Genomic DNA, 22,492 nt, shown 5'->3' on the forward strand with positions numbered 1-22,492 from the left:
GTTGCGCCTGATTAGCTAGGTCAGGCGGCTGGTATGACACGCCATTAAACGCGTTGTTATAGTGCTAAAAGCGAAGAAAAGGACTGTCAGAATGGACAATATTGTTGTCGCCAATAAAGCAACCTCCGAACTCACTGCCAAAGCCTGGGGAAATCTGTCACTCGATACGCCGTCAGTTGTTCAAATGCCCGTTCCTCCCAGCCAAGTGTCCTCGGTCTCCCGCAATGGGCAAGATCTGGTGGTGAACTTGAAGAATGGCGAACAGATCAAAGTCGCCAACTTCTTCAACACCGCGCCTGAAGGTCCCAACAACGACATGGTGTTCCAGGGTGAAGACGGCACCCTTTGGCAAGCCCAATATGACACTCAGTCCTTCAACGGTTTTACCTTCGACGAAGTCAACTCCCTGGATGAACTCATCGCAGACGCCGGCGTGGTCGGCGGGTCGACGCCTACTTTTGCGATCGCCGGGCTCGGCCTGTTGGGCGCCGGCGGTGCAGCGGCAGCGGCAGGCGGCGTTGCGGGTGGCGGCGGGGGCGGCGGTGGGAACGCCGCGGACACCTCGGCCCCCGTGGCCCCGGGCAACCTGCTCGTCAGTGCGGACGGCACGTTACTCACCGGCACCAGTGAGGCCGGCGCAACCATCCAGGTTCGAAACACTGCCGGCACCCTGCTGGGCAGCGGTGTTGTGGCACCTGACGGCACGTTCAGTGTGACGCTGAACCCGCCGCAAACCAGTGGGCAGCCTCTGGCAGTGAGCGCCACCGACGCCGCAGGCAACGTGTCCCCTTCCACTCAGGCACCAACGCCCGATACCGACGGCGGGACACCCCCGGGCCAGGGCCCAGACACGACACCTCCGGCTGCGCCGGCCAACCTGGCGGTCAACCCCACCGGCGACCGGTTGACCGGTTCCGGCGAAGTCGGCGCGATCATTCAGGTGCGTGCCGCCGATGGCACCTTGCTGGGCAGCGGCATCGTCGCGGCCGATGGCACCTTCAGCCTTACCCTGAGTCCGCCGCAAACCGATGGTCAGTCGCTGACCGTCAATGCGGTCGATGCCGCCGGCAATGTCTCGCCGCCTGCTCAAGCGCTGGCGCCGGACATCGACATCACCCCACCTGTCGACACCACCGCACCCAACGCGCCGGGCAACCTTGTAGTGAGCGCCGACGGTACGCGCATCACCGGTTCAGGCGAAGTCGGCGCGACCATTCAGGTTCGCGCTGCCGATGGCACCTTGCTGGGCAGCGGCATCGTCGCGGCAGACGGCACCTTCAGCCTCACCCTGAGCCCGGCGCAAACCGATGGTCAGTCGCTGACCGTGAGCGCGGTCGATGCCGCCGGCAATGTCTCCCCCCCTGCTCAAGCGCTAGCGCCGGACATCGACGTCACCCCACCGGTCGACACCACCGCGCCCAACGCGCCGGGTAACCTTGTGGTGAGCGCCGACGGTACGCGCGTCACCGGTTCGGGCGAAATCGGCGCGACCATTCAGGTTCGCGCCGCCGACGGCACGTTGCTGGGCAGCGGCATCGTCGCGGCAGACGGCACCTTCAGCCTCACGCTGAACCCTGCGCAAACCGATGGGCAGTCGCTGACCGTCAATGCGGTCGATGCCGCCGGCAATGTCTCCCCGCCTGCTCAAGCGCTGGCGCCGGACATCGACGTCACGCCGCCCGGCGGCGATGTCACACCGCCCAATGCACCTGCTGGCATCGCGATCAGCGGCAGTGGCTCGATTGTCAGCGGCCGCGGCGAACCTGGCAGCACTGCCAGCGTCATAGACGCCAATGGCAACGTGCTCGGGACCGCTATCGTGGGGACTGACGGGCTATTCAATATCAGTCTCGGCGCCCCGCAAAATGCCGGGCAGGTCCTGCAGGTCACCCTCACCGATGCGGCTGGCAACACCTCCGCCAACGTTCCACTGCAAGCACCGGACACCACGCCGCCGGTGGCACCCTCGGCTTTGGTTCTGTCGGCCGACGGCCTGACCCTCACCGGTCGTGCCGAAGCGGGCGCCCGCGTGCTTGTGCGTAGTGCGTCGGGTGCGGTCATCGGCGCCTCCCGGGCCGGTGTGGACGGCACATTCAGCGTGAGCCTCGATACCGCCCAGACCAACGGCGAGACACTCAACGTCAGCGTCACGGATTCGGCCGGCAACACTGCCTCGGCCGAGCTTAACGCCGCCGACACCACGCCACCCGCCCAAGTAGCCGATGTGGTCATCAGCGCAGACGGCACACAGGTCTCAGGCAAGGGAGAAGCTGGCGCGACGGTCACCCTCATCGCCAACGGCACGCCCATCGGCACGGCGGTGGTCGGCGCCAATGGCACCTTCGCTACCACGCTGGCACCGCCGGTCAATCCAGGTGATCAGGTGCAAATCAGCCAGACCGACACCGCAGGCCTGGCGTCCCCCGTGCTGGTGGTCACGGCGCCTGACGCCAGTGGTCCGGCAACGCCTTCCGGCCTGGTCATCAGTGGCGACGGCACGCAACTGACCGGGACCGCAAGCGCCGGTTCGGTGGTCCAGGTGCGCGACGCCAACGGCGTGCTGCTCGGCAGTGCAACCGTCGGCAGCAACGGCAGCTTCACCGTCGCCATCACCCCGGCCCAAGCCAATGGCGAAGTGCTCGACGTGGTGGCGGTCGACGGTCAGGGCGAGAGCTCGGTCACCGTTCCCGTCACCGCCCCCGACATCACCGGCCCTGCTGCCGCCACTGATCTGGCCGTGGCCAACAACGGCCTGACCCTGACCGGCCGTGGCGAACCGGGCTCGACCGTTTCGGTGCGTGACGCCCAAGGCAACGTCATCGGAACGGGCGTGACGTCCGCGACCGGCAATTTCACGGTCAGCCTCGCTTCGGCGCAAACCAACGGTCAGGCGCTGCAAGTCGTGCTGAGCGACGCGGACGGGAATCCATCGCCCGTTGCGCCCGTCAGCGCGCCGGACCTCGACGGCCCCCTGCAACCCTCCGCCATCGGCCTCGACGTCGGCGGCACGACGCTGACCGGCATCGGCGAGGCCGGTTCGACGATCACCGTCACCAACATCAGCGGTACCGTGCTTGGCACGGCCATCGCCGCCGCCGACGGGCGCTTCAGCGTGACGCTGAACAGCCCGCAGAACAATGGCCAAACCCTGCTGATCGGGGCCAGTGACAGCACCGGCAACCCGGCGTTGCCGGTGACTTTTGTCACCCCGGATACCCAGGCGCCCGCTGCGCTGACCAACGTCGCCCTCGACGGCACTGGCCTGATCCTTACCGGCACCGCTGAATCAGGTGCCACAGTGACGATGCGTGATGCGGCGGGCAATATCATCGGCAGCGGCCAGGCGGGTGCCGGCGGGAGTTTTACCCTGACCTTGACGTCGGCACAGACCGACGGCCAGCTGTTGCAGGTCACTCAGGCCGACGCCGCAGGCAACCAGTCCCAGCCCGTCCCCGTCACGGCGCCGGACCTCAGCGCACCGCCAGCTTTGACCAGCCTTGATCTGTCGGCAAACGGCCTGATCGTCACCGGCAACGGCCAGGTCGGTGCCACCGTCACCGTTAGAAATGCTTCGGGCGGCACGCTGGGCAGCGCCGTGGTCGGCAGCGACGGACGCTTTGAGGTGATCCTGTCCAGCGCGCAGATCAACGGCCAGAATCTCAGCGTTACCCAAGTCGATGGATCGACCCTGGCCTCTCCGGCGGTTCCCTTGCTGGCTGCGGACATCCAGGCACCAGACGCGCCTACCGCGCTCACCCTGAGCGCCAACGGCCTGACGCTGAGCGGCCAGGGCGAACCCGGCGCCACCGTCAGCGTACGGGACGCCAACGGCAACGTGCTGGGTACCGCAACGGTGGACCCGTTGACCGGTCGCTTTGACGTCCCGCTGAACGCGGTTCAGGCCGACGGCCAGGTCCTGCTGGTCAGGCAGAACGACGCAACGGGCAACCTCTCCCCCGCGGCCTCTTTCACCGCACCGGACACCACCGCGCCGGCTGCGCCGACCGGAATCACCATCAGCAGCGACGGTGTGACCGTTTCCGGCACAGGCACTCCCGGCGATACCGTGCAAGTGCGCGATGGAAACGGGACCTTGCTGGGTTCGGCTATCGTAGCCAGCAACAACAGTTTTGTGGTGACCCTGAGTCCGGCGCAGCTGGACGGACAGGTGCTCAGCGTGACTCAGACCGACGCCAGCACCCTGCCCTCGCCGGCAGGTTCCGTCACGGCACCTGACATCACCGCACCGCTGGCGCCAAGCGACCTTGATCTGGACGCTAACGGCGTGCTGACCGGGACCACCGTGCCCTTCGGCTCGGTGAACATCCTCGACGCCAATGGGGTTCAGATCGGCACTGCCGTGGCCCTGGCTGACGGGACTTTCACCTTCAATGTCACGCCGATCCTGAGCAACGGCGAGACGGTGCAAGTGGTTGCGACCGATGGCACCAACGACTCGCTGCCCACTGCTGTGCTCGCGCCTGACACCACCCGACCGGTCGCTGTGTCCGATCTGGCGATCAGCCCCGATGGCGACGTCGTTTCCGGTACCGGCGAGCCCGGCACCACCGTCACCGTTCGCGGCCCCGGGCCCGGCAACGTGCTGCTCGGCACCGGCACGGTTGGCCAGGATGGCAGCTTCGTCATCGGCCTCAATCCGCCTGCTGCCAGCAACACCAATCTGGAGGTCATCAGCACCGACGCCAGTGGCAACGCCTCCACCGCCGTCATCCTCCCAGGGCCGGACGGCACCCAGCTGGCGACCCCCAGCGACCTGGCCATCAGCAGCGACGGTTTCATTCTCACCGGTGCCGCCACCGCAGGCAGCACGGTCAACATTCTCGACAGCAACGGCGCCAGCCTGGGCAGCGGCAGGGTCAACAGTTTCGGCCGTTTCAGCATTCTGATGCGGTTCGCGCAGTTGAATGCTCAAACACTGCACGTCACCTCGACCGATGACGCCGGCCAGACCTCGGTGACCGCCCTGGTGGTGGCCGATGACCTGACGGCCCCCGAAGCGCCGACCAGCATCACCATCAGCCCGGATGGCAGCGTGGTCTCGGGCCGTGGTGAAGCCGGTTCGACGGTGGCCATCACTAACAGCAGCGGCACGTTGCTGGGTTCCGGCACCGTTGCGCCCAACGGCACTTTTGCTGTCATCGTGACGCCGTCGCAGCTGGGCGGCCAACCGCTGACGGCCACGCAAACCGACCTGGCGGGTAACGTCTCGCAAACCGGGGCCGTTCTTGCCCCGGACCTGACCCCGCCCGACGCCGCCACCGGTCTGACCATCAATAACGTCGGCACCGTGGTCAATGGCGTTGGCGAAGCCGGCGCGACCGTCACGGTCCGCGACGCCGCAGGCAACATTCTCGCCACCGGCATTGTCAACCAGAGCGGCCAGTTCCAGGTGACCCTGCCAAACGCCGTCACAACCGGCGCGCCACTCACGGTCACCCTGACCGACGCGGCGGGCAACGTGTCGGCCGGCGCCAGCCTGACAACCGTGGACACCACGCCACCGGCCCTGCCGCAAAACCTGCTGATCAGCGCCACCGGCAGCACCCTCACCGGTACCGGTGAGGCCGGGGCGACCGTTAAAGTCCTCGACGCCAGCGGCACGCAGCTTGGCACCGCGCTGGTGGCCAGTGACGGCACCTTCACCGTGACTCTCGCCCCCGCGCCCAACAATGGCCAGGCCCTCGACATCAGTCAGACCGACCCGAGCGGCAACGTCTCGCCGTCGGCGAACCTCACGGCGCCGGATATCAGCCCGCCTGCCGCGCTCACTCAGGTGTCGGTGAACGCCGACGGCCTGACGGTGGTCGGCCGTGGCGAACCTGGCGCAACGGTGTCGGTGCGCACGGTCGGCGGTGCCCTGCTGGGTACGGCGCTGGTGGCGGCGAACGGCGCGTTCAGCGTGACGCTGAGCACGGCGCAGATAAACGCCGAAGTCTTGACTGTCACCCAGGAAGATCCGCCCGGCAACGTCTCGACGGCGGTCAACGTGACATCCGTTGACCTGACGGCACCCGAAAGCCCGACCGCCCTGCTGCTCAGCGGCAGCGGCGTGCAACTGGCAGGGAACGCCGAAGCCGGCAGCACCGTGACCGTGCGCGACGCCGCGGGCAATGTCCTGGGGTCTGGCGTTGCCGGGACCAATGGCGTGTTCCAGGTCAGCCTGTCCGGTCCTCAACTCAACGGCCAGAGCCTTACCGTCACGGCCACCGATGCGGCTGGCAACGTCTCGGTGCCCGCGCCTTATCAGGCCGCTGACACCGTGGCGCCCTCCGCGGCCAGCAACCTGGCCATCAGCGCCGATGGCCTGACCCTGGGCGGTAGCGGCGAGGCCGGTGCAACGGTGGTCGTGCGCGATGCCAATGGCAACGCGCTGGGCACCGCCATCGTGGCGGCCAACGGCAGCTTTACGGTCGGACTGACCCCTGCGGCAGCGGCCGGCGGCACCTTGACCGTGATTCAGACCGACGCCGCCGGCAATGCGTCCGATGCCGCCACGGTGGTTGCTCCCGGTAATCTCGCGGAACCTGCGCCCGTCAATCTGGCCCTCAGTGCAGACGGCCTGACCCTTACCGGCACCGCCAACGCCGGCAGCACCGTCAGCATCCGCACCGCCTCCGGCGTCCTGCTGGGCACGGCGCTGGTCAATGGCGACGGCACGTTCAGTGCGCAACTGAATGCCGCGCAGCTCAACGGCGAGTCGCTCTCGGCCATTGCCACCTCCAGCGACGGCATCAACTCGCTGGCGACCGATTACCTGGCAGCGGATGTCACCGCTCCAGGGCCGCTCACCGATCTGGTGCTCACCGCCAACGGCCTGACCTTGACCGGTCAAGGTGAAGCGGGCGCAACGGTCACTGTGCTGGGCGCAGGCGGGTTCATTCTTGGCACCGGGCAAGTGGGTGCCAACGGCAACTTCACCCTGTCGCTGAGCCCCGCGCAAATTGCCGGCCAGTCCCTGAGCATCAGCCAGACCGACGCCGCCGGTAATGAATCGGCCAGCATCGCGCTGACTGCCAGAGACCTGATCGCACCGGATGCGCCGCTCGCCCTGGCGGTGACGCCAGACGGCGCGGTGCTGTCGGGCACCGGTGAACCGGGCGCGACGGTCAACGTGTCCAACGCCAGCGGCGCCCTCGTCGGGTCCGGCAGCGTGCGCATCGACGGCACGTTCCAGATCACCCTCACCACACCCCAGGCCAATGGTGAACTGCTGGCCGTGACCTTGACCGATGCGGCCGGGAATATCTCCCTGCCCGCCAGCCTGACCTCGGTCGACACCACGGCACCGCTCGCCCTGACCCAACTGGGCATTTCCAGCGACGGCGCGACGCTGACCGGCCGCGGTGAAGCCGGGGCGGTTGTCACGGTTACCAATAGCCTCGGCACTCCGCTCGGCACGGCGACGGTGGGCAGCACCGGGGCCTTCACCCTGGTGCTGGTCCCGGCGCTCTCCAACGCCGAGGTGCTGACGCTGGTGCAACGGGATGCCGTCGGCAACGTGTCACCGCAAGTCAGCCTGACCACGCCGGACTTCACGCCACCCGATCCGCTCGACAATGTGCGCATCAACGCGGCAGGCGCGGTGGTGACGGGTACCGGTGAAGCCGGGGCCACTGTCACGGTCCGCGATGCCGGCGGCACGCTGCTCGGCACCACGCTGGTGCTGGCAGACGGCTCGTTCAGCGTCACCCTCTCCACCCCGCAGATCAACAGCCAGGTGCTGAGCGTTCAGCAGGCCGACCCACCCGGCAACGTCAGCGTGCCCGCGACGGTCACCGCCCCCGACCTGACCCCGCCGGCGGTCGCCACCGACCTGCAGTTCAATGCCTCGGGCAGTGTGCTCAGCGGCAGCGGCGAGGTTGGCGCAGCCGTGCGCATCACCCTGGCCGATGGCACCCAAGTCGGTACCGGCAACGTGGGCGTCGACGGCAGGTTTCTGATCACGTTGACCCCGCCTCAAAACGCCGGTCAGCCCGTGTTCGTCGTGCTGACTGACGCGGCAAACAATCCCTCGGCTGCGGGCTCCATCGCTTCACCCGACCTGACGCCGCCCGCCGCCGTGACCAACGTTCAGATCGATGACACCGGCGTGGTGGTCAGCGGTCGCGGTGAAGCAGGCGCCAGCCTGTTGATCACCGATGCTGCCGGCAACATTGTCGGCACGGGCGTGGTCGGCGTGGATGGCAATTTCGCGGTCACGCTGTCGGTGCCGCAAAGCAACGGCGAGCTGTTGTCGGTGGTCCAGCGTGATGCGGCGGGCAACCCCTCCACGGGCGCGCCTGTCACGGCGCCGGACTTCACGCCGCCGCCGCTGCCGGTGATCACCGGCCTGGTGAACGGGCTGACGCTGAACGGCACCGGCGAAGCGGGCGCGACGGTCAGGGTGACCAGCGCCAGCGGCGTGGACCTCGGCAGCGCCACGGTGCAGGTCGACGGGAAATTCAGCGTCGCGCTGACGTCTGCCCAACTCAACGGCCAGACCCTCAACCTCACCCAGACTGACGTCGCCACCAACGTCTCCGCCACGCTGGTCTATCAGGTGGCAGACGTGACCGATCCGCTCGCCGTCAGCAACCTGTCGGTCAGCGGGGACGGGCTGGTCCTCAGCGGTCGCGGCGAAGCCGGCGCTACGGTCACGGTATCGGTGGCGGGCACGCCGGTGCTCGGCACGGCCATCGTGCGGGCAGACGGCACGTTCAGCGTGCCGCTGTCGATCGCCCAGACCAATGGTCAGTCGTTGACGGTCGTGCAAGTCGACGCCGCGCAGAACGACTCGACGCCGGTGCCGGTCATTGCGCCGGACATCACGCCGCCAGCGGTCCCGGTGTTCGTCTCGCTCAACAGCGACGGCACGACCCTGCAAGTCACTGCCGAACCCAACAGCACGATCGCGGTGACGTCTGCCAACGGAACCCTGCTGGGTTCCGCTCAGGCGAACGCCAGTGGGCAGTACTCGATCACGCTGAATCCGGCGCAGATCAACGGGCAGCTCATCTCCATCGTGGCGACGGATGCGGCGAACAACCATTCCGCGCCGCTGGTCCAGCAGGTGCCGGACACTCAGGCGCCCGATCCAGTCACCAACCTGGCCATCAGCGCCGATTACCTGCTGCTGGAAGGGCGTGGTGAAGCCGGCGCGCTGGTGACGGTGAAAAACGCCCTGAACATAACCGTCGGCAGCGGGACAGTGGCGGCAAATGGCACGTTCGCGCTCACGCTGAGTGCCGGCATCACCGCCAACGACGTCCTCACGGTCGGTCAGGCAGACGTCACCGGCAACGCCTCCGGGACGCTCAACCTCACCGTTCCCGTGACCCCTCCACCGAATGCGCCGACCAATCTGCTGGTCAGCGCCGACGGCTTGACGGTCACCGGCAGCGCCGCGACGGGCACCACCATCACGGTGTACAGCGCGACAGGCGTTGTGCTCGGTACAGCGAACACCAATGCGGGCGGCACGTTCAGCGTCACCCTCAACGCTGCGCAGACCAACGGCGAAAGCCTGGGCGTGACGGCCAGCACTGCAGCAGGCGGCGCATCGCTGCTGGCTGCGGTCGTGGCGGCTGACACCACGCCGCCAGCGGTGCTTGCCGACCTCCAGGTCAACGCCACCGGCACCCTGGTGACCGGTCGAGGCGAAGCCGGGGCCACGGTAACCATCACCGCCGGCGGTTCAACGCTCGGCACCGCGCTGGTCAATGCCGGCGGCACCTTTGCCGTGACGCTGAGCCCGGCGCAAGCCAACGGCCAGATCCTCAACGCGTTCCAGACCGACGCCGCATCGCAGCCGTCCGCCATCGTGACGGTCACTGCGCCCGACATCACCGCACCCAACGCACCGGTGTCGCTGGTTCTCAATGGCGCGGGCACCGTGCTGAGCGGGATCGGCGAAGCCGGTGCGACCGTGACGGTGCGCAGCAGCCTCGGCGTCGTGCTTGGCACCGCAACCGTTGCCCTGGACGGCACGTTCAACGCCAACCTCTCGGCGGCGCAACTCAATGGCCAGGTGCTGACGGTGAGTCAGCGCGACGCCGCAGGCAATGTCTCGTTGCTGGCCAACGTGAGTGCCGTCGACACTACGCCACCCGCTGCGCTGACCAACGTCGCGCTGAATGCCGCAGGCCTGCAGGTCAGCGGCAACGGTGAAGCCGGAGCGACCGTGCGCGTGATCAACGCGGGCGGCGCCGTGCTCGGCAGCGCAGTGGTCAATGCGGCGGGCGGATTTGTCGTCTTGCTCTCCACCGCTCAGTTGAACGGCCAGGTGTTGAACGTTCTGCAAGCGGACGGTACGGGCAACGCCTCGGCCGTTGTGACGGTCACTGCACTCGACCTTCAGGCGCCGAATGCACCTACCGCGCTGGTATTGGCCGCCAACGGTCTGACCCTCAGCGGCAGCGGTGAAGCCGGCGCGACGGTCAACGTATTCAACGCGGGCGGTACGCTGCTGGGGACCACCACCGTGGGCGTTGGCGGGACGTTCAACGTTACCTTCAACGCCGCGCAACTGGACGGCCAGGCGCTGACGGTGCGTCAGGTCGACGTCGCTGGCAACGTGTCGGCCGCCGGCAGCCTTCTGGCACCGGACACCACGGCGCCCGGGGCGCCAACGACCGTTGCGGTGAATGCCAGCGGTACGGTGGTGACCGGCACCGGTGTCGCAGGTTCCACGGTGACCGTGCGCAATGCACTGGGCGCTGTCCTCGGCACAACGACCGTGGCCGCCAATGGCAGCTTCTCGGTGGCACTGAACGCCGCGCAGATCAACAATCAAGTGCTGAGCATCACCCAGGCGGACGCGGCGGGGAACGTATCCCTTGCAGTGAGCGCCATCGCGCCTGATCTGACACCCCCTGCTGCCCCCGGCGCGCTGCTGGTCAGCGTCGATGGCCTGACGGTCACCGGCAGCGGGGAAATCGGTTCGACGGTGCAAATCAAATCCGTTGGCGGCGCCGTGCTCGGGACGGGCACCGTCGGCGCCACGGGGCTGTTCAGCGTCACCCTCGCCCCCGCGCAGATCAACGGCGAAACCCTGCTGGTCAGCCTCACCGACATCAGGGGCAATCTTTCCGTGACGGCCAACGTCACCGCGCCGGACATCGACGTCAACACGCCGGTGGTCGCCAGTGACAACCTCGCTACCGCCACGGTGACCCTGGTGCCGGTGAAAACCACGCAGAACTTTGCGGACTCCTTCACCACATTGCTGGCCGGGTTCTCCAAGGCGTTTGTGTTCACCGTCAACAGCGGCACCCGCCTTGATCCGACCCTGACGCTGACCACCGGCAGCCTGGTGTCGCTGCTTGACGGCGTGGTCTACACGCTGCAAGTGAAGAACGCCAGCGGCAACTGGGTGACCCTCGACGTCAATGGCAGCGGCGGGCTGCTCGATCTGGTGGCGCTGACCGGCCAGGGCGTGCGGGTGAACATCGGTGATCTGCTGGGTGGCGACTACCGGCTGATTGTGTCCAGCACCGGCATCGGCGTGGTGACCAACGTCACCACGCAACTGCAGCTGGACGTCACCAGCCTGACCCAGTTCAACGGGGTGGCCGGTACCGCCGTGACCGGGAACGTCATCACCAACCCGGGCATTGACGGCCAGGCGGATGTCACCGGCCCGGACAACGGCGCCGTGTTGCAGGTGCTGAAAAACGGCAGCTACGTCGCGGCCAGCGCGGGCATCACGGTGCAAGGCCTGTATGGCACGCTCACCATCGACGCCAGCGGCAACTACAGCTACAGACCCGACGGGGCGGTGACCAGCGTCGGCAAAGTGGACGTCTTCAGCTATCAACTGGTGCACCCGAACGGCCTGAGCGACACGGCCAATCTGTACGTGCGCATCGACAGTCCGCAGGCCTCCGAAGTGTGGAGCGACAGTAACCTGGCCAGCCCGGCCTTTCTGGTCGACGCCACCAACGACATCGCGATCAGCGACATCACCCTGGTCAACAAGGAGGTCATCACCACCTCCACGCTGGGCCCGTTCCTCGTGCCGCTGCTGGGCGGCAGTGGCTCATGGACCACCAGCGTGGCGGCAGGTGCGATCAGTGACCTGACCGTGGTGGTCAGCTCCTCCAACCTGCTCAGCCTGCTCGGTTCGCTGAACCTGGGCCTGTACAAGCTCAACACCACCACCGGCCAATACGTGCTGGTCAAGAGCTACGCCGGCGGCTCGCTGGCGAACCTGGGCGGCGGCAATTATGCCGCTCGCTTCGATGACCAGGGGCCCGGCAGCTATCAGGTCAGACTCGCCGCCGGGGGCATCGGTGTCGCCAGTACGGTCAACATCAGCCTGATCAACGATGCAACCTATACCAATCAGTTCGTCGTCGGCAGCTACACGCCGGTGGCGGGCAATCTGCTCACCGACACCGCCGGCGGCGGCGCTGATGTGCTGGGCTCGGCGTACACGGTGCTCAATGTGCTGGCGGCCGGCAATTACGTGACGCCGGGCTACAACGGCACCACGATTGTCGGCACCTACGGCTCGTTGCTGGTGCAGGCCGACGGACGCTACACCTACACGCTGACGCCAGGACAGACGGACGCGGTCATCGGCCGTGAAGACGTCTTCACCTACCAGCTCAGGCACCCCAACGGCACCACCGACACGGCGACGCTGACCATTGATCTGGAACAGGCCGGTGCCGTCGTTACTACCTCGTTTGCGGCGCTGTCCACTGTAGCGAGCGTTGATGATCACAGCGCCACCGCCATTGCCACCACCGGTGCCGAGCTGATTCAGGGCACGGCAGGCAACGACACGCTGGACGGGTCCCATGGCGGTGCCGTCACGCTGCAAGGGGGCGCCGGCAACGACACGCTGATCATCGCTGACCAGCACTTTGCCTCGGTCGATGGCGGCACGGGCACCGACACGCTGCTCTGGGCGGGAGGCGATGCCACCATCAACCTGGGTGATCTGCAGGACCGGATCAACAATATCGAGGTGCTGGACCTGAACCACACCAGTGCCGTCGCGCTGACCATCAGCCTGGCGGACCTGGTGTCGATTACCTCGGCAGACAACAACACCTTGCTGATTAAGGGGAGCAGCGAAGACACCGTACACATGACCAATACCTGGGTCGCCGGCGGTGCGCAACAGGCCGATGGTGTGGATTACACCCAGTACACGCCGCAGGAAGATCCAACCCATCATCTGTGGGTGCAGAACGGTATTCACGTCGTTTGATCAGCCCGCCGTCTGGCGCTGCCAGCGGCGGGGTTCAACCGGCCGATCAATGCGCTCGGCCGGTTGATTCACTAAAGGGAAGCTCTGTATTCGTACAGTAAGGAAGCCATGTGGAGCGCGTTCGCAAGCAGAAATGGCCGGCGGTCGTCCTGACCCTCGGCCTGTGTCACCCGATATTCTCCGTTGCGCTGGCGGAGGATCAGATTGATCCCGGACTGCGCAGCATCAGTCCTTCGCGCTTGCAGGCAAAGCCGGCGGACCAGCGGCGCAAGGGCGATGGCACGGCAGGCAGTTCCAAAGGCAGTGCACGAGACAATGCCAAAGGCGGTTCCGCCCCCGGGGCGGTCATGGTCAAGGAAGACAGCCCGACCCTGGGTCTGGAACAGGCGGTCAGGCTCGCGGTTGACTGGCACCCCAGCATCAGCGAAGCGATCGGCACCTTGTATCAGCAGGCCGAGGGCATCAACGTGGCTGAAGCCGGTTATTACCCGCAGATCTCCGGCGGGATAAAAGGCGGTTACACCAGCGGCTACGGCAGCGACGACGGCAGCCAGTCCGTAAGCATTTCCCTCAAGCAGATGCTGTACGACTTCGGCAAAGTCTCGAATTCAGTCGAGGCGGCCCGGGCCAAAGTGGCGCGCAGTCAGGCCAGCATTCTGCTGGCGATCGATCAGGTCAGCCGCGACACCGCATTTGCCTACATCGAAGTCCAGCGTTATCAGCGTCTGGTGGAGGTCGCCCGCGAGCAGATTCGCGGCATCGGCGACATCGTCGAACTCGCCAGACAGCGCAGCGACATGGGTGCGAGCACTCGCTCCGATGTGGTTCAGGCGCAGTCCCGCGCCGAGGGCGGCATGGCCACGCTGCAAGAGTACAAAGCACTCTACGCGCGCTGGCAGTCGACGTTGACCAACCTGCTCGGGCGGCAGACCCCGCCCGAGGTCAGTGAGACGTTCGACACCTCGATGACCGACGCCTGTAAGGGTCCACTGGGCACTGACGCCCTCCCCGCGGTGCTGCAAGCCGCTGCCCAGCGCACCCAGGCCCAGGCCGAGCTGGCCCAGGCAAAGGCCGAAGCCTACCCGACGCTGTCGTTGCAGCCGTCGATCAACCAGTTTCTGGACGACCATTACGACGACCAGAACACGAGGATCAATCGCACCCAGGCCGGGATCTTCCTCAATCTGGAAGTCCCGATTTACCAGGGCGGCGCCATCAGTGCCCGCAGTCGCGCCGCCAATTACGCGCTGACCGCCGCCGATTCCGCCGAAGACGCCGCCCGTTTGCAGGCGCGGCAAGGGCTCGGCGAAGCCCAGGCGCAGACCTCCGGGCTGACGCGCCGACTCACTTCGCTCGAATCGCGGCAGACCAGCATCACCGAGGCCCGCGAGTTGTACGGTCGGCAGTACTTGGAACTGGGCACCAGGCCGTTGCTCGACCTGCTCAACGCCGAACAGGAAATCCATCAGTCGCGCTTCGACCTGGCCAATACCCAGGCCGATCTGCGCCGTCTGCAAATCGACTGCCTGTACAACAGCGGTGCGCTGCGCCGGGCGTTCGGCATCGATCACAGCACCATCCAGCACGTGGAGATCCTGCCATGACCGAGACCATCGTCATCCCCGAAGCGCCCGCGGCAGGCCCTGATCGTCCGGATTACTCGCCGTGGGTGGAAGCCATCCTCATCGTCGCCCGGCATTACCGTCTGGACGTCTCGCCCGAGAGCGTGCGTCTGGCGTCGACCAACAGCGAAGGCCGCGCCGAGGAAGTGGTGCGACACATGGCGCGTCAGGCGTGCTTGAGCGTCAAGTTCGCCCACTACGACCGTAAAAGCCTGTCGCGCTGGCGCACGCCGCTGTTGGTGCAACTGCGCGACGGCCAGGTCGGCGTGATCGAAAGCGTCAGCGAGCAAGGCGAACTGGGCATCGCCTACAGCGGCGATCAGGGCCTGCAAAGCCGTATCGACCCCGCCGTGCTCGCCGAACAGGCGCTGCGCACGGTGATCCTGCGGCCCATTCAGCCCCTGAGCGACGTGCGCACCGACGACTACATCAAGCCCTACGACGAGCACTGGTTCAGGCGCATCGTCCTCAGCGACCTGCGCCCTTACCGCCAGGTGATGCTGGCGTCGCTGGTCGCGAACCTGCTGGGCATGGCCGGCGTGCTGTTCTCGATGCAGGTCTACGACCGGGTGATTCCGGCCGAATCCCTGCCGACGCTGTACGTCCTGTTCGGTGGCGTCATGCTCGCGCTGGTGTTCGACTTCGTGATGCGCATCATGCGTCTGCGCATCACCGACGTCCTGGGCAAGCGCGCCGACCTGCGGGTCTCGGACCTGGTGTTCGGCCACGCCCTGCGCCTGCGTAACTCGGCCCGGCCGAAATCCACCGGTTCGTTCATTTCGCAGCTGCGCGAGCTGGAGCAGATCCGCGACCTGATCACCTCAAGCACTGCAACGGCGCTGGCGGATATGCCGTTTTTCTTCCTGTTCCTGCTGGTGTTCTACCTGATTGGCGGGGCGCTGGTGCTGATTCCTCTGGTTGCGCTGGTGGCAATGGTGCTGCCCGGCATCCTCGCTCAACGCAAGCTGGCGCGGCTGGCCAATGCGTCGATGCGCGAAGCCGCGCTGCGCAACGCCATGCTGGTGGAAACCGTGCAGGGCATGGACGACATCAAGGCGCTGCAGGCCGAGCAACGCTTTCAGCAGCAGTGGAATCATTACAACGCTGCGTCCGCCGACAGCAGCCTGAAACTGCGTTCGCTGACCAACAGCCTGGTGGCCTGGACCCAGAACGTGCAGGGCGCGGTGTTCGCCGTGGTCATCGTGTTCGGCGCGCCAATGGTGATTGCCGGCGACCTCACCACCGGCAGCCTGGTGGCGGCCTCGATGCTGGCCTCGCGGATGATGGCGCCGATGGCGCAACTGACCCACGTGCTGACCCGCTGGCAACAGGCAAAAGTTGCGCTGCAAGGGCTCAATCGGTTGATGCAGATGCCGGTCGATCATCCCGAAGGCAGCCAGCGTGTGCATCTCCCGTCCATTCGCGGGGATTACGTGCTCCGTCAGGCCGGCTTCAAGTACAGCGAAGAAGCATCGCCTGCCTTGAGCGGCATCAACCTGAAGATTCGCCCGGGCGAGCGCGTCGCCATTCTCGGGCGCAACGGCGCGGGCAAGTCGACGCTGCTGCAGGCGCTGGCGGGTTCAATGGATTTGTCCAGCGGCGAGACCACTGTGGACGGCATCTCCCTCGCTCACCTGGACCCGGCCGACCTGCGCCGGGACGTCGGCCTGATGTCGCAGCAGGCGCGGCTGTTCCACGGCACGCTGCGGGACAACCTGACCCTCGGCGCGGGCCAGGCCAGCGATCAGGAAATCATCGCCGCCCTGGCAGTGACCGGCGCGCTGGAGTTTGTCCGTCAGATGCCCAAAGGCATGGACCACCTGATTCTCGAAGGGGGTTTGGGCCTGTCCGGCGGCCAGCGCCAGAGCCTGCTGCTGTCACGCCTGCTGATTCGCCAGCCCCAGGTACTGCTGCTGGACGAACCCACGGCGTCACTGGATGACATCACCGAACGCCAGTTGCTGGAAAAACTCTCGACCTGGTGCCAGGGCCGCACGCTGATCGTCGCCACCCACCGAGTCAGCCTGCTGCAACTGGTGGAACGGATCATCGTGCTGGACAACGGCCGCATCGTCATCGACGACCACCGCGACGCCGCCCTCACCCGACTCAAGCAGCCGCAAGGAGCGCAGGCATGAACGCATTGACCACCGAACAAACGCCTCGGCTCGGCGACCAGATCACTTACCTCGATGGCCAGGACGAGCGCAGCATCACCGGGAGCGTGCGGGTGATCTGGGTCTGCGCGCTGATGCTGGCGTGCTTCGTCGCCTGGGCGGCCTGGTTTCAGGTCGTGGAAGTATCCACCGGCACCGGCAAGGTGGTGCCCAGCTCCAGGGAGCAGCTGATTCAATCCATGGAGGGCGGGATCATCAAGGAGCTCAATGTCAGCGAAGGCACGTTGGTCGAGCGCGGCCAGGTGCTGGCGCAGCTGGATGCGGTCAAGAGTGAATCGAACGTGGGTGAGAGTGAGGCGAAGTACCGGGCGGCACTGGCCAGCGTCAACCGGCTGCAGGCCGAAGTCAGTGAGAAACCGCTGACCTTCGACGCTTCGCTGGACAAGTACCCGGAGCTGCGTCGTGCCGAAACCGAGCTGTTCAACGCCCGCCGCAAAGGCCTGGCCGAAACGCTGACCGGCATCGAGAGCTCGTTGAAACTGGTGCGCAGCGAGCTGACCATCACCGAGAATCTGGCGAAAATCGGCGCTTCCAGCCGGGTCGAAGTCCTGCGCCTGAACCGCCAGCGCTCCGAGCTTGAGCTGAAGGCGACCGAGGCGCGTTCGGAGTACATGGTGCATGCCCGGGAAGACCTGGCAAAAGCCAATTCCGAAGCGCAGATGCTGTCATCGGTGATCCGCGGCCGCAGCGATTCGTTGTCACGCCTGACCCTGCGCTCGCCGGTGCGCGGCATCGTCAAGGACATCGAAGTCACCACGATCGGTGGGGTGGTGCCGCCCAATGGGCAGCTCATGCAAATCGTTCCGCTGGATGAGCAACTGCTTATCGAAACGCGCATCTCGCCCCGGGACATCGCTTTTATTCACCCCGAGCAGCAGGCCAAAGTGAAAATCACGGCCTACGACTACTCGATCTACGGCAGCCTGGACGGCAAGGTGGTGACCATCTCGCCGGACACGATTCAGGATGAAGTCAAACCGGAAATTTTCTACTACCGGGTGTTCATCCGCACGGACTCGGATGTGCTGCGCAACAAGGCAGGTAAAACCTTCGCCATCGTTCCGGGGATGATCGCCACCGTGGACATCCGCACGGGTGAAAAGACCGTGCTGGATTACCTCATCAAGCCCCTCAACCGCGCCCGAGAAGCCCTGCGCGAGCGGTGATCAGTTGGCGGCCAGGTTCGTCGGCACGGGCGTGGCCGGCTTGGCCTGGGCCATGTAGCGGGTCCACTCGCGGTTGATCTCGTTGTACGGCAAGAAGATGCTGACGCGGGGCTGGTTGGCCAGGTCAGGGCGCTTGATCCTGGCCAGGTCGTTGGCGGTCAGCAACGCCACGGTGATCCCCACCACCTTGCCGTCTGCCGCGAAAACCGGACCGCCGGACATGCCCTTGGCGACCGGGCCATCATGGGTGCCGTACATCACGTTGCCTTCTTTGGCGTCCAGACGAACCATGGCCGGCAGCGCATGGCCGGTGCCTTTCACCGACATGTAGGCGGAGTTGAAACCGACGGAAGTCAGTTCTTCACCGGGCTGGTACGAACGCCACATCGGCACGCCGTTAGCCTTGTGCTTGAAGAATTGCACGTCGCCCTGCCCCTGGTAGACCGCACCGGATACGTAAGGAAGGTGCTTGACCGTCACGGCATAATCTTCATTCCACTGGATCGCGGTGCCCATCATCAGATAGGGCAACGGCGCACCGGAGTGGACGACGAAGGCTTGGTCAAATACAGGGTCCTGAGTAAAAGCGGTGGGCATTCCGTTGCACCCGCTGATCAGCACTGAGGCTGCAACAAGTGACTTGAAGGGGCGCATGATGTTCCGTGGGTGTGAATGGATGGCGGAGCGAATATGTCATTGCGCCATCACTCTGGCAATAGCCTGAGACTACCGCTGGTCTAGTCCCGATGAATTTAATTCATTGGATCCAACCTGTTTGAGTTTATCGACTGATAGAGCCGGTTGATTAGGCACTCATTTGTACGGGTTCAAAATATATGGCGCCCGTTCTGAATTATTTACGCCCTTGTCCTATCAGATGCAGATCAGCCTGCCACTATTGCGACAGCACCGCATTCGACGGAGTGCGCGCGTCGCCGATAGCCAGGGCTTTGATTGCCACAACGTCATACTTCCAGCTGCCGGGACTTTTATGAGATCACGCAAGAAAACCGTCAACCCGATCGGGTTGCAAGACATCACTATTGTCGACGATGCCAAGATGCGGAAGGCCATCACGGCCGCCGCGCTGGGCAACGCAATGGAATGGTTCGACTTCGGCGTCTACGGCTTCGTGGCCTACGCACTGGGCAAGATCTTCTTCCCCGGCGCCGACCCCAGCGTGCAGATGATCGCGGCCCTCGCGACCTTTTCCGTGCCCTTCCTGATTCGCCCTATCGGCGGCGTGTTCTTCGGCGCCATCGGCGACAAGTACGGGCGACAAAAAGTCCTCGCCGCGACCATTGTCATCATGTCCCTCAGCACCTTTGCCATCGGGCTGATTCCCTCGTATGAATCCATTGGCATCTGGGCGCCGATTCTGCTGCTGCTGGCCAAGATGGCCCAGGGCTTCTCGGTCGGCGGCGAGTACACCGGCGCCTCGATCTTCGTCGCAGAATACGCGCCGGACCGTAAACGCGGCTTCCTCGGCAGCTGGCTGGACTTCGGCTCGATCGCCGGTTTCGTCCTCGGGGCCGGGGTCGTTGTGCTGATTTCCTCTGTGGTGGGTGAAGAGAAGTTCCTCGAATGGGGCTGGCGTCTGCCGTTCTTCCTCGCCCTGCCCCTGGGCATGGTCGGTCTCTATCTGCGTAATGCTCTGGAAGAAACCCCGGCGTTCCAGCAGCACGTTGAAAAACTCGAGCAAGGCGACCGCGAAGGCCTGGCCCACGGCCCGAAAGTCTCCTTCAAGGAAGTCGCCACCAAGCACTGGCGCAGCCTGCTGACCTGCATCGGCGTGGTCGCGGCGACCAACGTCACGTACTACATGCTGCTCACGTACATGCCCAGCTACCTGTCGCACAACCTGCATTACAGCGAAGACCGTGGCGTGCTGATCATCGTGGCGATCATGGTCGGCATGCTGTTCGTGCAGCCGCTGATCGGCTTCCTCAGCGACAAGATCGGCCGCCGTCCCTTCATCATCGCTGGCAGCATTGCCTTGCTGGTGCTATCGATTCCGGCGTTCAAGCTGATCAACAGCGGCCAGTTGGGCCTGATCTTCGCCGGTCTGCTGCTGATCGCGGTGATCCTCAACTTCTTCATCGGTGTGATGGCCTCGACGCTGCCGGCGATGTTCCCCACCCACATCCGTTACAGCGCGCTGGCCAGTGCTTTTAACGTCTCGGTGCTGATTGCAGGTCTGACCCCGACCGTGGTCGCCTGGCTGGTTGAAACCACCCAGGACCTGTACATGCCGGCGTACTACCTGATGGTGGTGGCGGTGGTGGGCCTGATCACCGGCCTGACCATGAAGGAAACGGCGAACAAGCCTTTGCGTGGCGCAGCGCCAGCGGCATCTGACCTCAACGAGGCCCGCGAGCTGCTGCAGGAGCATCACGACAACATCGAGCAGAAGATCGAAGACATCGACACGCAGATTGCTGAACTGCAAGCCAAACGCGAGAGCCTGGTTCAGCAGCACCCGCGTATAGATTGATTCCGGTGGGACCGGCTTCAGCCGGGAAGAGGCCGGTTTGTACACCATCAGTGTTGTGGTGTAGCACCCGACGCCTTCCCGGCTAACGCCAGTCCCACTGTCCCCTGCCGTTCGCGGCCATTTTAAGAATTTGTCGGAACCGCTGCGTCCCTCTCCCGGTCAGGTCTTGCATGAGCATTCAACCGCATCTGTGCAAGCGCAGACCTGCGGACAGAGAACTGAAAGGCAGCCTTCCCATGACCGATATCATTGATCACTTGCCCCCGGTGCTGCGACCGCAAAGCGAGCGCATCCTCGCTGATATCCATGCGTCCGGCTCGACCATCGACGCCGTCAAGAACGGCGCTCAGGCCAACGGCTTCGTGCTCGGTCTGCAGTGCTGCGGCGGCATTGACGCGCAGCAGGCCGAAGCGCTTTCCGAGTTCTACGACAAGGTCGTGGAGTGCCGCTTGAAGCGGCTGACACTCGGGTTGTCCTGAGCCTGTTTCGCTGAGGCGCTTTCCGAACGGAGAGCGCGTCCCTTTTTAACCATTGTCAGCGGATGACATCTGTACCAACGGAGCCACACCATGCGATCCAATACCTCCTTCCTTTTCGACCTCGACGGCACCTTGACTGACAGCGTTTATCAGAACGTCACGGCGTGGAAGGAAGCCCTCGATTCGGAGAACATCCCACTGGCGATGTGGCGAATCCACCGCAAGATCGGCATGAGCGGCGGTTTGATGTTGAAGATGCTGTCCCGGGAGACCGGGATGGAGATCAGTGAGGCGCAGGCCGATCGGTTGAGCAAGAAGCACGCTGAGGCGTACGAGAGAACCCAGGATCAGATCATTGCGTTGCCCGGCGCTGTTGATTTGCTGAAGACGCTGGACGATGAGGGCTTCCCGTGGTGCATCGCGACCAGTGGGGAGATGTCGACCGCGCGGATCAATCTGAAGGCGTTGGGTCTGGAACCGGAGCAGATCAATCTGATCACGCGCGATGATGTGAAGAACGGCAAGCCGGACCCGGATTTGTTTGTGACGGCGGCGAAGAAGATTGACGCGAAGATTGAGGATTGTCTGGTGGTCGGTGATGCGATCTGGGACATGCTCGCGGCGCGGCGGTGTAAGGCGACGGGGATCGGGCTGCTTTCGGGTGGGTACGATACGAGCGAGCTGGAGCGGGCCGGGGCGTTGCGGGTGTATGAGGATCCGCTGGCGCTGTTGAATCATCTGGATGAGATCGCGACGCGGGAGTAGTGCTCGGCAGCTCTGGAACGTCGAGATCAAGAGCGTCGGCCTAACGGCCTCGGTTTCGCCTTCGGCGAGTTACTTGGAAAAGCACCCCAAGTAACCAAGGGTGCTAGCTCTCGGTTTGGCCCGACTTCGTCGGGTTCCCTCACTCCGACGACGCTCCGTGGGCCCGCGCCGAACGGACATCATGTCCTAGCGGCGCTCTCGCGGCATCCATGCCGCTCGGCCCACTGCGCATCGTCTGCGTTCGGCCTGCACCAAAGTCGCGATTGGCGGTGACTGAGCTTTTTGTGTACGAAGATCAAAAGCAGATCAAAAGCTTCCCGGCTAAAGCCGGTCCCACTAACTGCACCCGCTGCTGTTCGTAGGACTGGCTTCAAGCGGGAAGAGGCCGGCGGGATCACCGCCAATTTTGCTGAATGCACGCGCTGCTCTTAGTGGGACCGGCTTTAGCCGGGAAGAAGCCAGTGCATGCACCATCAATGTTGATCGATGAAGCCAGTCCCGCCGATTTGATCGTTCCCACGCTCCGCGTGGGAACGCATCTTCCGACGCTCTGCGTCGCATCAGTCAGCT

8 protein-coding genes are annotated in these 22,492 nt (G+C 65.0%); 7 read left to right on the plus strand and 1 reads right to left on the minus strand.

Annotated features, from left to right (window positions below):
* Window positions 1-91 precede the first annotated feature (91 nt).
* The 4 genes from FX982_RS20570 to FX982_RS20585 all read left to right on the plus strand — a co-directional run bounded on the left by FX982_RS20570 (window position 92) and on the right by FX982_RS20585 (window position 18,184).
* A complete protein-coding gene (locus tag FX982_RS20570; RefSeq protein ID WP_172612308.1) occupies window positions 92-13,219 on the plus strand; it encodes a BapA/Bap/LapF family large adhesin in 13,128 nt (4,375 codons plus the stop codon).
* Between the two features lie 161 nt (window positions 13,220-13,380).
* A complete protein-coding gene (locus FX982_RS20575) occupies window positions 13,381-14,823 on the plus strand; it encodes a TolC family outer membrane protein (protein ID WP_438826343.1) in 1,443 nt (480 codons plus the stop codon).
* Complete coding sequence (locus FX982_RS20580) at window positions 14,820-16,979, plus strand: type I secretion system permease/ATPase (RefSeq protein WP_172612310.1); 2,160 nt, start codon at window positions 14,820-14,822, stop codon at window positions 16,977-16,979. Before FX982_RS20575 ends, FX982_RS20580 begins: the two co-directional genes overlap by 4 nt.
* Entirely contained in the window at window positions 16,976-18,184 is a 1,209-nt protein-coding gene (locus FX982_RS20585) for an HlyD family efflux transporter periplasmic adaptor subunit (RefSeq protein ID WP_172612311.1), read from the plus strand. Before FX982_RS20580 ends, FX982_RS20585 begins: the two co-directional genes overlap by 4 nt.
* On the opposite strand, the gene FX982_RS20590 is transcribed toward FX982_RS20585, so the two are convergent.
* Entirely contained in the window at window positions 18,185-18,781 is a 597-nt protein-coding gene (locus tag FX982_RS20590) for a serine protease (protein WP_240356611.1), read from the minus strand.
* 394 nt (window positions 18,782-19,175) lie between these two features.
* On the opposite strand from FX982_RS20590, the gene proP reads away from it, so the two are divergent.
* The 3 genes from proP to FX982_RS20605 all read left to right on the plus strand — a co-directional run bounded on the left by proP (window position 19,176) and on the right by FX982_RS20605 (window position 21,922).
* Window positions 19,176-20,678 (plus strand): glycine betaine/L-proline transporter ProP, encoded by a 1,503-nt coding sequence (gene proP / locus FX982_RS20595; protein WP_122624110.1) that lies wholly within the window; start codon window positions 19,176-19,178, stop codon window positions 20,676-20,678.
* Window positions 20,679-20,914: 236 nt separating this feature from the next.
* Window positions 20,915-21,157: a hypothetical protein gene (locus FX982_RS20600; protein ID WP_122624111.1), complete on the plus strand. Its 243-nt coding sequence runs from the start codon at window positions 20,915-20,917 to the stop codon at window positions 21,155-21,157.
* A gap of 90 nt (window positions 21,158-21,247) precedes the next feature.
* On the plus strand, window positions 21,248-21,922 hold the full coding sequence (locus FX982_RS20605) for an HAD family hydrolase (RefSeq protein WP_172612313.1): 675 nt from the start codon (window positions 21,248-21,250) through the stop codon (window positions 21,920-21,922).
* Window positions 21,923-22,492: the final 570 nt, after the last annotated feature.

Source organism: Pseudomonas graminis (assembly GCF_013201545.1).
Classification (GTDB): Bacteria; Pseudomonadota; Gammaproteobacteria; order Pseudomonadales; family Pseudomonadaceae; genus Aquipseudomonas.